At 69.6% G+C, this 12577-nt stretch carries 9 protein-coding genes and 1 tRNA gene; all 10 read right to left on the reverse strand.

What is annotated here, in order from left to right; all coding sequences use genetic code 11:
* Nucleotide 1 precedes the first annotated feature (1 nt).
* The 10 genes from QT196_RS20025 to gnd all read right to left on the reverse strand — a co-directional run bounded on the left by QT196_RS20025 (nucleotide 2) and on the right by gnd (nucleotide 12443).
* On the reverse strand, nucleotides 2-1426 hold the full coding sequence (locus tag QT196_RS20025; RefSeq protein WP_168480400.1) for a hypothetical protein: 1425 nt from the start codon (nucleotides 1424-1426) through the stop codon (nucleotides 2-4).
* Nucleotides 1420-3348, reverse strand: a complete 1929-nt coding sequence (locus tag QT196_RS20030) for a VWA domain-containing protein (RefSeq protein ID WP_290355347.1) — start codon at nucleotides 3346-3348, stop codon at nucleotides 1420-1422. Before QT196_RS20030 ends, QT196_RS20025 begins: the two co-directional genes overlap by 7 nt.
* A 244-nt stretch (nucleotides 3349-3592) precedes the next feature.
* A complete protein-coding gene (locus QT196_RS20035) occupies nucleotides 3593-3727 on the reverse strand; it encodes a DLW-39 family protein (RefSeq protein ID WP_003958712.1) in 135 nt (44 codons plus the stop codon).
* A 189-nt stretch (nucleotides 3728-3916) separates the two neighbouring features.
* Nucleotides 3917-3990 (reverse strand) — tRNA-Ile (locus QT196_RS20040).
* Between the two features lie 88 nt (nucleotides 3991-4078).
* Nucleotides 4079-4756: a DUF3566 domain-containing protein gene (locus QT196_RS20045; RefSeq protein ID WP_168480402.1), complete on the reverse strand. Its 678-nt coding sequence runs from the start codon at nucleotides 4754-4756 to the stop codon at nucleotides 4079-4081.
* Nucleotides 4757-4771: 15 nt separating this feature from the next.
* Nucleotides 4772-7393, reverse strand: a complete 2622-nt coding sequence (gene gyrA, locus QT196_RS20050; RefSeq protein WP_266737519.1) for a DNA gyrase subunit A — start codon at nucleotides 7391-7393, stop codon at nucleotides 4772-4774.
* Between the two features lie 50 nt (nucleotides 7394-7443).
* Nucleotides 7444-9498 carry a DNA topoisomerase (ATP-hydrolyzing) subunit B gene (gyrB, locus tag QT196_RS20055; RefSeq protein WP_168480404.1) on the reverse strand — a complete coding sequence of 685 codons (2055 nt, stop codon included), beginning with the start codon at nucleotides 9496-9498 and terminating at the stop codon, nucleotides 7444-7446.
* Nucleotides 9499-9817: 319 nt separating this feature from the next.
* On the reverse strand, nucleotides 9818-10351 hold the full coding sequence (locus QT196_RS20060) for a DciA family protein (protein ID WP_042151016.1): 534 nt from the start codon (nucleotides 10349-10351) through the stop codon (nucleotides 9818-9820).
* Nucleotides 10348-11484: a DNA replication/repair protein RecF gene (recF, locus tag QT196_RS20065; RefSeq protein ID WP_168480405.1), complete on the reverse strand. Its 1137-nt coding sequence runs from the start codon at nucleotides 11482-11484 to the stop codon at nucleotides 10348-10350. Before recF ends, QT196_RS20060 begins: the two co-directional genes overlap by 4 nt.
* An 80-nt stretch (nucleotides 11485-11564) precedes the next feature.
* Nucleotides 11565-12443 carry a phosphogluconate dehydrogenase (NAD(+)-dependent, decarboxylating) gene (gnd, locus tag QT196_RS20070; RefSeq protein ID WP_290355348.1) on the reverse strand — a complete coding sequence of 293 codons (879 nt, stop codon included), beginning with the start codon at nucleotides 12441-12443 and terminating at the stop codon, nucleotides 11565-11567.
* Nucleotides 12444-12577: the final 134 nt, after the last annotated feature.

The raw sequence follows: 12577 nt of genomic DNA on the forward strand, positions 1-12577 counted from the left end.
GCTACCAGCCCTGTGGCGGCCCGAACGGGGGTTTCTGTGAAGCCTGTTGGGTCGAGTCCGTCGACTGTCCCGGCAGCGAGGGCCGACGGCCGCCCGGCCCGCTCGCCGTAGCCGGTCCAGCCTGCGAGGCCGCCGCACCGGCCGCGGACCGCCGTGCCACCAGCGTCCAAGCTCCCAGGCCCAGCAGCAGCACCACGCCCGTGCCGATCCCGGCGTAGGCCACCGTCATCAAGGTGCCGCTCTTCGCCGCCTCCTGTGCGGTCTGGCCCTTCCGCGCCGTCTCCCGGTCCTCGGGCGTGACGGAGAAGGCGCCGGCCGGTCCGGCGTAGCCGGGCCCCGCCTTGGCGGTGCCCCGGACATCCACCCGGAGGGTGAGCTCCGCGCCCTTGGGGAAGTACTGCGCGGCATCGGGGTGCAGGCTCACCGCGAGGTAGTACCAGCCCGCGAACCGCATCGCGTTGACCGAGCCGGTGGAGTCCAAGCGGTTGCCGTAGTCGACCGGCGCGGTGAACTCCTTGGCGGCGGCCGGCTTCCCGGTGTACGAGACGAAGCTGGGGTCGCCGACCGCACCGCGCGCCGGGTTGTAGACGGCCAGCCCGAGCACCCTGGCGAGGAAGGCGGAGGTTCGGGACGATGTCGCGTTCGGCAGCTCGGCGCTCAGGTTGAGCCGCTGCCCCCAGTCCACCGGTACGCGGTAGAAGCGCGTCTCGCCCGGCCTGACCCGGTCCTTCCAGACCCCCGAGGTGACCGAGCCCGCGTCATTGAAGCCGGTGCCGCCCCGGGCGCCGCGCTTGGTGGCGTCCGTACGCGGTGCCGGGGTCGCGGTGCTCCAGGTGCCGTGGCCGGGCTTGGCGGGGGTGCTGCCCTCCAGCCGGGGCTCGTTGAGGTAGTTGATCTCCAGCGGCCAGGTGTCGGGTCCGGAGGTCGCCGATCCCTCGCGGGTGATCACGAGGTAGTACGGGCCGGCCTTCTGGCACTCCGTACGGTCGGCGCCGATGCGGCGGGTGACGTAGTCGGCGATCGGGTACGCCATGCCGCCGCCGTTGAAGGACGGCCGCGCCTCCGAGCCGCAGGTCGTGCCGCTGCTGTCCTGGACGCTGAGGGTCAGCTTGTCGCCGTAGTCCTCGACCTTGGTGCCGGGCGTGGGCGCCGCGACGGCAGAGAAGTACGCATTGGTCCTGGCGTCCAGGTTGACGGCATACCACTTCTGCTCGCCGCGCTTGATGGCATCGGTGTGCAGACCGGGCCGGAGCGACGGCGCGTCCGTGGACTTGGGGCTGCCCGCGATCTTCGTGGCGCCCTCCGCCATGCGGTAGCGGGGCACGTTCTCGGCGGAGGCCACGCCCACCGCCCCCGGCAGGATCGGCACCGCGGCGAGCGCCGCCAGCACGGCTATGCCCCTGTACGTCGTGCGCCCCGTCACCACGAGCCACCCCTCATCGGATCCGAATTCCCGCCGTCGGCACGCGGCCGCCGGCGCGCCCGCCCGTAGGCGACCGCGAGACCGGCCAGCAGCAGTACGCCCGCACCGCCGACCGCGACCGCCACCACACGTCCTGTGGACCATCCTCCACCGCCACCCGGCGTTTCGTCCGCCGAGGAGCCGGAATCGCCCCGGGAGGTATCGGCCGCGACCACGGCGGCCCCGGCCTGCGGGCCGCTCTTCTCCTTGCCCGGCACGGCGATCCGCAGCACCACGCCGATCTGCGGGTTCTCCGCGATCCGGGAGGCCTGGGCGCCCAGCGTCACCGCCAGGTAGAAGTCGCCCTTGCGGTGCACGGGGATGACGTCCGGGTGGCTCTCGTAGCGGTTGGTCCAGGCGACCGGCACCGTGCCCATGCTGAGCGAGGCCGGCCGCCCGCTGTAGGGCACCTGCGGGCTGAATTCGGTGGTGCCGCTGCCGACCGGCGCCCGGAACGGTGTGTAGACCTGGGTGCCGCCGAAGGACGTAGGGGCGCCGTAGCCCCGGACCGTCGGCTCGTTGGCGAACTCCACGTCGTAGCGCAGCTGCTGGCCCCAGCCGACCGGTACCTTGTACCAAAGGGTCTGCGCGGGCAGGACCTTGTCCCGCCAGACGCCCTGGTGCAGCGTACGGGCGTCATTGAAGCCGGTGCCGCCGGTGACGTCCTTGGGGGCGGTGGTGGGCAGCGTGGCGTCCTTGCCGCCCGCGCCGTACTCCGGCTCCGATTGCGCGGGCGTGACGCCCTTCTTCAACGGATGTTCCACGTGAAACGTCAGCTCCATCGGCCACCGGGCGGCGTCCGAGCCCTTGGCGGCCTTGCGCTCGACGACCAGCCAGTACCGTCCGGCCTGGTCGCAGACGCCGGTACCGCTCTGCGCAGGGACCCGGCTGACACCCGAGGTCAGCGGCGTCGCGCCCTCCTGCTGCCCGAACATCTCGGTCGTGGACTGACAGACGCCGTCGGTGCCGTACGCGATCCGGGTGTGCAGGGCGTCGAGGGCGTCGAGGGCCGCGCCGGGCTGGGGCACCACGGTCGCCGAGAAGTTGGCCGTCGAGGCGGCATCCAGCTCGGTGGCGTAGTAGCGCGCCTCGTTGGGTCCGATGGAGTCGAGGTACTGCCCGGGGGCCGTCGCGGGCGCACCGCTCCTGGTCGCCGTGCCATGGAGCTGCTTGCCCTTGAAGCGGTAGCCGTCCGCGGAGAGTTGACCGGCCCGCTGGAGCTGGCGGGCGAGCGACCGGGCGTCCGGGGCGTCGTAGTACTGCCCGTTGCCGGCCTTGGCGATGCACTCCAGCTGCGCGCGGGCCTTGCCCGCGACCTGGAAGCCGATGGCGTCGATGTGCAGATCCACGCCGGACGCGGCGAGTTGGGCGGCGACCTCGCAGGGCGGTGGCGTCCGGCAGGTGTCCTCGCCGTCGGAGATCAGCAGGATGGTGCGCTTGCCGATCGAGCCGCCGGACGGGCGGGGCAGATCGGCCGCCGCCTTGCGCAAGGAGAGCCCGATGGGGGTGTCGCCCTTGGGTTCGACACGTGCGACGGCCCGTTTGAGGTCCGCCCGGTCGAGGGCGGCGACCGGCTGGGCGAGCCGGGTGTCGTCACAGCCGCGGGGCTTGTCGGCGTCGTAGACGCGCAGACCGGTGGGGTAGCCGTCGGGGAGTGCGTCGACGACCGTGCCGACGGCCTTGCGGGCGGCGGCGATGCGGGTGCTGCCGGAGCCGTCCTTCCCGGCCATCGAGCCGGACGAGTCGAGCACCATCACCATCCCGGTGCCCTCGGCGGCCGGCGCCCTGGCCGGTGTGGCGGCGGTGGCCTGAAGTGAGGGGGCGGTCAGGGCCAGCACCAGCCCCCCGAGCAACGCCACCACCCCCCGGCGTGGTCGTCGTGCCATGCCCCGTTCCCCCTTGTGTCCTGCTGGTCACACCACAGTCAGAATCTTTGCTATTGCAAGCTAATGGTGTGCTATAGCAAACACAAGAGGATCGCCGTCACGGTCCGGCAACGACAATCAGCCACTCCCGGCACCACCGCTGCCCCGGGGCCCCAGCTCGCCCCGCCCGCCCCAGGACGCACGAAACCCCGACCGCCCGGAGGCAATCGGGGTCCGTACGAACCTGCTGTGCGTTTGTGGGGTCTCAGACACCCGAACCTGCGGGCACGGAGTCGGTCGCCTCCGTCCACAGATCCTGCTCGGCGCGATCCGCCTGGATCTGGCGGTACACGAGGAGCCCGCCGATGGCGGCCAGTGCGACCAGGAGAAGCTTCTTCACCGCGCGACCTCGTCTTTCGTTGACGTAGGGGACCTATGTCGGCCGATGATACACACCGACCGATACCGATCGGTTACCTAGCCCGCGGTCGGCAACACCTCTTCCGAGGCACGCACCGCGAGCCAACTTCCGCCTCCGTACAACGAATCGGCCCGGCCGGGGAGTTCCCCGGCCGGGCCGATTGTGCAGTGCGGCTACCAGGACTTGAACCTGGGGCCTCTTCCTTATCAGGGAAGCGCTCTAACCGTCTGAGCTATAGCCGCGCGCTCGCTGCACCAGAAGATTAGCGCACTTCAGAGGCGTTCCCAAAATCGGTTCACGGGGCCTCCCGAACGCCCTCTCACGAGGGACTCACTCGTCCTCGGCGAGGGTGAGCTCCACGCCTCCGACGAACCCGGCCGACAGGTTGTAGATGAAGGCACCGAGCGTGGCCAGGGCCGTCGCCAGCACCACGTCGATCACCGCGATGATCGAGGTGAACAGCAGCGCCCGCGGCAGCGACAGGAACGACTGGAGATCGAAGCCGCCGCCGTCACTGGAACCGGTGGCCTCGCTGATCGTCGCGCCGACCGTGGAGAAGACGCCCATCGCGTTCATGACCATCCACAGCACCGCGACGGCCACGACCGTGCAGATCCCCAGCGCGATGGAGAGCAGGAAGCTGACCTTCATCACCGACCACGGATCGGCGCGGGCCACCCGCAGCCGGGCCTTGCGGGTCCGCGGGGCCGTGGTGGCGCCCGTACGGGGCCGGCGCACCGCCTGCTCGCCACTCTGCCCGGCCTCGGTGGGATACGCCTGAGGCGGCTGATACGGCTGCTCGGCGCCGCTCCCGGCCTTCCCCTGGGGCTGCGGCTGCGGCTGGCGGGTATCGGTCACGGGTTCCCCTTGATGTGAGCCCTCGTCCCGGGCGCCGGTGTCGGAATCGGCGGAGCCACGGGCGCTGTCCTCCGTCACGGTCGCGGGTCCGGACGAGGAGCCCTTCTCAGCTCCCGATCCACCCGCCGCAGCGCCCGTGGCTCCACTCACGATCTACTCCTCGTGTTACTCCGCCGCGGGCTGCTCGCCCTCGGTCTCCGCGGCCACGGCACCGTCCGCCTCGGTCTCGTCGGGCTCGTCGCCCCCGTCGACCTCTTCGGCTTCGCGGCTGGCCTCGGCGTTCCATGCGATGCCGACGACGGCATCACGCTTGCCCAGGTTGATCAGTTGGACGCCCATGGTGTCACGGCCGGTTTCCCGCACCTCGTTGACCCGCGTACGGATCACGCCACCCCCGAGCGTCACCGCGAGGATCTCATCCGTCTCCTCGACGACCAGCGCGCCGACCAGCGAACCCCGGTCCTCCACGATCTTGGCGGCCTTGATGCCCAGACCGCCGCGGCCCTGGACGCGGTACTCGTCGACCGCGGTGCGCTTGGCGTAGCCGCCGTCCGTGGCGGTGAAGACGAAGGTGTTGGCGCGAACCACGTTCATGGAGAGCAGCTCGTCGCCCTCGCGGAAGCTCATGCCCTTCACACCGGAGGTGGCCCGGCCCATCGGGCGGAGCGCCTCGTCGGTCGCCGTGAAGCGGATCGACTGGGCCTTCTTGCTGATGAGCAGCAGATCGTCGGTCTCCGACACCAGCTCGGCGCCGATCAGCTCGTCGTCCGTGCCGTCCTCCTGCTCGCGCAGGTTGATCGCGATGACACCGCCGGAACGGGGCGAGTCGTAGTCCTTGAGCGGCGTCTTCTTCACCAGGCCGGCCTTGGTGGCGAGCACCAGATACGGCATGGCCTCGTAGTCGCGGATCGCCAGGATCTGCGCGATCTGCTCGTCCGGCTGGAAGGCGAGGAGATTGGCCACATGCTGACCCCGCGCGTCCCGTCCCGCGTCGGGGAGTTCGTACGCCTTGGCGCGGTAGACCCGGCCCTTGTTCGTGAAGAACAACAGCCAGTGGTGGGTCGTGGAGACGAAGAAGTGGTCGACGATGTCGTCTTCCTTGAGCTTGGTGCCCCGGACGCCCTTGCCGCCGCGCTTCTGCGAGCGGTAGTCGTCGGTCTTCGTCCGCTTCACATAGCCGCCACGGCTGATCGTGACGACGATGTCCTCCTCGGCGATCAGGTCCTCGATGGACATGTCGCCCTCGAAGGGCACCAGCTTGCTGCGCCGGTCGTCGCCGAACTTCTCGACGATCGCGGCGAGTTCCTCGCTGATGATCTGGCGCTGCCGCTCCGGGGAGGCCAGGATCGCGTTGTACTCGTTGATCTTGCGCTGGAGCTCGTCGTGCTCGGCGGTGATCTTCTGGCGCTCCAGGGCGGCCAGCCGGCGCAGCTGCATCTCCAGGATCGCGTTCGCCTGGATCTCGTCGATCGTCAGCAGGCCCATCAGGCCCTCGCGCGCGACCTCGACCGTCTCACTGCGCCGGATCAGCGCGATGACCTCGTCGATGGCGTCCAGCGCCTTGAGCAGACCGCGCAGGATGTGCGCCCGCTCCTCGGCCTTGCGCAGGCGGAACTTCGTCCGGCGGACGATGACCTCGACCTGGTGCGTCACCCAGTTGCGGATGAAGGCGTCCAGCGAGAGCGTGCGCGGCACCCCGTCGACCAGCGCGAGCATGTTCGCGCCGAAGTTGGTCTGGAGGTCGGTGTGCTTGTAGAGGTTGTTGAGGACGACCTTGGCGACCGCGTCCCGCTTGAGGACGATGACCAGACGCTGGCCCGTACGGGAGGAGGTCTCGTCGCGGACGTCCGCGATGCCGCCGACCCTGCCGTCCTTGACCAGGTCGGCGATCTTCTGCGCGAGGTTGTCCGGGTTGACCTGGTACGGCAGCTCGGTGACCACCAGGCACTGGCGGTTCTGGATCTCCTCGACCGCCACCACCGCGCGCATCGTGATCGAGCCACGGCCCGTGCGGTAGGCCTCCTCGATGCCCTTGCGGCCCACGACCAGTGCGCCGGTGGGGAAGTCGGGGCCCTTGATGCGCTCGATCAGCGCGTCCAGCAGCTCCTCGCTGGATGCCTCGGGGTGCTCCAGCGCCCACTGGGCACCGGCCGCGACCTCGCGCAGGTTGTGCGGCGGGATGTTCGTCGCCATACCGACCGCGATACCGGCCGAGCCGTTGATCAGCAGGTTCGGGAAGCGCGCCGGCAGGACCGTCGGCTCCTGGTTACGGCCGTCGTAGTTGTCCTGGAAGTCGACGGTCTCCTCGTCGATGTCCCGGAGCATCTCCATGGACAGCGACTTCATCTTGCACTCGGTGTACCGCATGGCCGCGGCCGGGTCGTTGCCCGGAGAGCCGAAGTTGCCGTTGGAGTCGACCAGCGGCATCCGCATCGACCAGGGCTGCGCCAGACGCACCAGGGCGTCGTAGATCGAGGAGTCGCCGTGCGGGTGGTACGTACCCATGACGTCGCCGACGACGCGGGCGCACTTGTAGAAGCCCTTCTCCGGGCGGTAGCCGCCGTCGTACATCGCGTACAGGACGCGGCGGTGGACGGGCTTGAGGCCGTCCCGGACGTCCGGGAGCGCACGCGAGACGATGACGGACATCGCGTAGTCGAGGTAGGAGCGCTGCATCTCCGTTTCGAGCCCGACGGGCTCGACGCGCATCCCGACACCTTCGATGGTGGCGGGCGCGCCCTCGGCGGTCACGCCGTCCGGGGTCACAGGGGGGTTCTCGTCGGCCATGGTGGTTCAAAGTCCTTTCGAGCTGCGGCTGTTGTACGGGCCGACAGGGCTCAGATGTCGAGGAAGCGGACGTCCTTGGCGTTGCGCTGGATGAACGAGCGGCGTGCCTCGACGTCCTCGCCCATCAGCACGGAGAACAGGTCGTCCGCGCGGGCCGCGTCGTCCAGGGAGACCTGACCGAGGACCCGGTGGTCGGTGTCCATGGTCGTGATGCGCAGCTCCTCGGCGTTCATCTCACCGAGACCCTTGAACCGCTGGATCGAGTCCTCGCGGATCCGCTTGCCGTTCTGCTTGCCGAGCTCGATCAGCGCGTCCCGCTCCGGGTCGGAGTAGGCGTACTCGAAGTCGTCCCGACCCCACTTGATCTTGTACAGCGGCGGGCGGGAGAGGTAGACGTGCCCGGCCTCGACCAGCGGCCGCATGAAGCGGAAGAGGAAGGTGAGCAGCAGGGTGTTGATGTGCTGCCCGTCGACGTCGGCGTCCGCCATCAGGATGATCTTGTGATAGCGGAGCTTCTCGATGTCGAAGTCCTCGTGCACACCCGTGCCGAACGCCGAGATCAGCGCCTGGACCTCGTTGTTCTGGAGGATCTTGTCGACCCGGGCCTTCTCGACGTTGAGGATCTTGCCTCGGATCGGCAGGATCGCCTGGTACTCCGGGTTACGGCCGGACTTGGCCGAGCCGCCGGCGGAGTCACCCTCGACGATGAAGATCTCGCACTTGGTGGGGTCGTTGGACTGGCAGTCGCTCAGCTTGCCGGGCAGCGACGCGGTCTCCAGCAGACCCTTGCGGCGCGTCAGATCGCGCGCCTTACGGGCCGCCACGCGCGCGGTGGCCGCCTGGATGCCCTTGCGGATGATGTCCGCGGCCTCGTTGGGGTTGCGGTCCAGCCAGTCGTTGAGGTGCTCGTGCACCACCTTCTGAACGAAGGTCTTGACCTCGGTGTTGCCCAGCTTGGTCTTCGTCTGGCCCTCGAACTGCGGCTCGGCGAGCTTGACCGAGATGATCGCCGTCAGACCCTCGCGGATGTCCTCACCCGTGAGGTTGTCGTCCTTCTCGCGCAGCAGCTTCTTGTCGCGCGCATAACGGTTGATCAGACCGGTCAGCGCGGCGCGGAAGCCCTCCTCGTGGGTACCGCCCTCATGGGTGTGGATGATGTTCGCGAAGCTGTAGACACCCTCGCTGTACTGGGTGTTCCACTGCATCGCGAGGTCGACGGAGAGGTGCCGCTCCCTGTCCTCGGCCTCCACCGAGACCACCGTCGGGTGCACCAGCTCGCCCTTGCGGGAGTTGAGGTACTTCACGAAGTCGACGATGCCGCCCTCGTAGTGGTACCGCACCGAGAGCGGCTTGCCGTCCTCGTCCACGTGGTCCGGGCGCTCGTCCTTGAGCGAGATGGTCAGTCCCTTGTTGAGGAACGCCATCTCCTGGAAGCGCCGCGACAGCGTCTCGAAGCTGTACGTGGTGGTCTCGAAGATCTCGCCGTCGGCCCAGAAGGTGACCGCGGTGCCGGACTCTTCGGTGGCCTCGTGCTGGGCCAGCGGGGCGGTCGGCACGCCCTGCTTGTACTCCTGGGTCCAGCGGTAGCCGTCCGTGCGGACCTCGACCGCCACCCGCTGCGACAGCGCGTTCACGACGGACACACCCACGCCGTGCAGACCACCGGAGACCGCGTAGCCGCCGCCGCCGAACTTGCCGCCCGCGTGCAGCACCGTCATCACGACCTCGACGGCCGGCTTGTTCTCCGACGGCACGATGCCGACGGGGATACCGCGGCCGTTGTCGACGACGCGCACGCCGCCGTCGGCCAGGATCGTCACGTCGATGGTGTCGGCGTGACCGGCCAGCGCCTCGTCGACGGAGTTGTCGACGACCTCCTGTACGAGGTGGTGCAGACCGCGCTCACCGGTGGAGCCGATGTACATGCCGGGACGCTTGCGGACCGCGTCCAGGCCTTCGAGGACGGTGATCGCGCTGGCGTCGTACGACTTCTCCACCGCGGAGTCGCCCGTCGGACCGACAGGAACCCCCTCTTCAGTAGAAGCCGTGTTGTTCTCGTTGAGGTCGCCGGAGTCGGCCACGAAGCGCCCTTTCTGGCACAGCACAAGCCCTTCCGCGCCTGTAAGGGTCACCCCAGGAGGACAGGCGGGAGCGGCTGCGTCGTTCGACATGTTCCGCGAGTGGGCGGGATTGCTACCAGTGTACCGGTGGCACTGACACTCATGGGGGTTTGCAGGTACCTGAGTCGTCATGTGCCGCCCTGAACTGGCGTCCGCCGACTCCCCATATCCGAGAAGGGGCCTCAGGGCGCTCACGCGGGCACTCAGCGCTTCGGACTGTCAACCGGCGGCTACCGTGAGCGGAGTCTCATCCGCCTCACCCGTATACAGGCGTCTTGCGCAGGTCACCCATGGGGGCGGGGGCTCATCCGTAGGTGTCGCCGGGGCCCTTGCTGCCCGGTGCGCGCAGCGATCCGTAGCGCCGTGCCGGACCACCGGGGCCCAGCACCTTGATCACCTTTACGGTGCCGTGCCCCAGGTCCTCGTTGAGGCGGGCCACCAGCGTCGGGGCCAGCAGCCGCAGCTGCGTCGCCCACGCCGTCGAATCGCACTGCACCGTCAGCACGCGGGCGTCCTCGTCGTACTTCTGCGGCTCACAGTGCTGCGCCACCTCGGGCCCGACCAGCTGCGGCCAGCGCCCCATCACCCCGCCGACCGCCGCCGGGGTCTCCCAGCCGCGCTCCGTGATCAGCCGGTTGATCGCCGCACCGAGCGGCAGCGGATCGCGGCCGTCCGCGCGCGCCCCCGAGCGCAGGCCGCCGCGCCTGGCCTGCTTCTTCTGCTGCGCGGCCGCGCCCCGCGCCCGCGCCTGCTCCTTCGCGGCCACCAGCGCCTGACGGGCCAGATCCACCCCGGAGAGTTCCGGTGCCTTCGGCCGCTCGGGCTGCTCCTCGCTCACGGGGTCACCTTCTCCACGGCGCCGTCGGCCACCGCGTAGCGCGCCCCGGTCAGGATGCCCGGCACATCGTCGTCCACCGCGGCCGTCACCAGCACCTGCTCGCCCGGGGCCACCAGCTCCGCCAGCCGCTCACGACGGCGCGCGTCCAGCTCGGCGAAGACATCGTCCAGCACCAGCACCGGCTCGTTGCCCTCCGCCCGCAGCAGGTCGTACGAGGCCAGCCGCAACGCCAGCGCGTACGACCAGGACTCGCCATGGCTGGCGTAGCCCTTCGCCGGGAGCTGGCCCAGCTTGAGCACCAGATCGTCGCGGTGCGGGCCGACCAGCGTCACCCCGCGCTCGATCTCTCCCTTACGGGCCTCGCCGAGCGCCGCCAGCAGCACGCCGTACAGGTCCTCGCGGGTGGTGGCGTCGGCCATCGCCTCGCCCGCCGAACCGCGGTACTCCAGCGCCAGCGGACCGCCGCCCGGCGCCAGTTGGTCGTAGGCCTTGTCCGCGAGCGGGCGCAGCGTGGCGATCAGATCGAGCCGCTGCGCCAGCAGTTCGGCGCCCGCGCGGGCCAGATGCTGGTCCCACACGTCGAGGGTGGACAGATCCATCTGCCGGCCGCCGTGCCGCCGCGCCAACGCGGCGGTTTTCAACAGGGTGTTGCGCTGCTTGAGGACCCGGTCGTAGTCCGAGCGCACCCCGGCCATCCGCGGCGAGCGCGCGGTGATCAGCTCGTCCAGGAACCGCCGGCGCTCCCCCGGATCGCCCTTGACCAGCGCCAGATCCTCCGGCGCGAACAGCACCGTCCGCACGATCCCGAGTACGTCCCGCGGCCTGACCTGAGAAGACCTGTTGATCCTGGCGCGGTTCGCCTTGCCCGGGTTGAGCTCCAGCTCGATCAGCTGCTGCCGCTCGCCCTGAACGACCGCGGCCCGGACGATGGCCCGTTCCGCGCCCATCCGCACCAGCGGGGCATCCGAGGAGACCCGGTGGCTGCCGAGCGTGGCGAGATAGCCGACCGCCTCGACCAGATTGGTCTTGCCCTGCCCGTTGGGGCCCACGAAGGCCGTGACGCCCGGATCGAGCGGCACCTCGACCCGGGCGTACGAGCGGAAGTCGGCGAGGGACAGATGCGATACGTGCATGGCTGGGCGCCGACCTCCCCCGGCTGCTTCTTACTGTGGCTGACTGCTGCTTCTGGTTACTGCGGTGTGAGCGGTGTCCGCTACTTCTTGCTCTCGACCGCGTGGCCACCGAACTGGTTGCGCAGCGCGGCGATCATCTTCATCTGCGGGGAGTCGTCCTGACGGGACGCGAACCGCGCGAAGAGCGAGGCCGTGATCGCGGGCAGCGGCACGGCGTTGTCGATCGCGGCCTCGACCGTCCAGCGGCCCTCACCGGAGTCGGCGGCGAAGCCGCGCAGCTTCTCCAGGTGCTCGTCGTCGTCGAGCGCGTTGACGGCCAGGTCGAGCAGCCAGGAACGGATGACCGTGCCCTCCTGCCAGGAGCGGAAGATCTCGCGGACGTCCGTGACGGAGTCGACCTTCTCCAGCAGCTCCCAGCCCTCGGCGAAGGCCTGCATCATCGCGTACTCGATGCCGTTGTGGACCATCTTCGCGAAGTGGCCGGCGCCGACCTTGCCGGCGTGCACCGAACCGAAGTCGCCCTCGGGCTTGAGCGCGTCGAAGATCGGCTGCACCTTGGCGACATCGTCCTTGTCGCCGCCGTACATCAGGGCGTAGCCGTTCTCCAGGCCCCAGACTCCGCCGGAGACACCGCAGTCGACGAAGCCGATGCCCTTGGCCTTCAGCTCCTCGGCGTGCTTCTCGTCGTCGGTCCAGCGGGAGTTGCCGCCGTCCACGACGATGTCGCCCGGCGAGAGCAGCTCGGCCAGCTCGTCGATCGTGGACTGGGTGGCGGCACCGGCCGGCACCATGACCCAGACCACCCGCCGACCCTTGAGCTTGTCCACAAGCCCCTGGAGGCTGTTGACATCCGCCAGGTCCGGGTTGCGGTCGAATCCGATGACGGTGTGGCCGGCGCGGCGAATGCGCTCACGCATATTGCCGCCCATCTTGCCGAGACCGACGAGACCGAGCTCCATCAGAGACCCTCTTTGCACGTAGACGTTGCTGGTGTACCCGGGACCGAGCCTACGCCCGCAGGTCCGCGCACACCTGTGGGCTCAGCCGCTCATCAGGGCCCGGTCCGCCGGTCGCCACAAGGCCCGTGGCCTGG

The sequence above is a fragment of the Streptomyces sp. P9-2B-2 genome, from assembly GCF_030406865.1.
GTDB lineage: Bacteria > Actinomycetota > Actinomycetes > Streptomycetales > Streptomycetaceae > Streptomyces > Streptomyces platensis.

Bases quoted from the DNA above. Each gene is read 5' to 3' on its own strand.
- QT196_RS20030 (WP_290355347.1), bottom strand. From the start codon at position 3,348: ATGGCACGACGACCACGCCGGGGGGTGGTGGCGTTGCTCGGGGGGCTG.
- gyrA (WP_266737519.1), bottom strand. From the start codon at position 7,393: ATGGCCGACGAGAACCCCCCTGTGACCCCGGACGGCGTGACCGCCGAG.
- recF (WP_168480405.1), bottom strand. From the start codon at position 11,484: ATGCACGTATCGCATCTGTCCCTCGCCGACTTCCGCTCGTACGCCCGG.
- gnd (WP_290355348.1), bottom strand. From the start codon at position 12,443: ATGGAGCTCGGTCTCGTCGGTCTCGGCAAGATGGGCGGCAATATGCGT.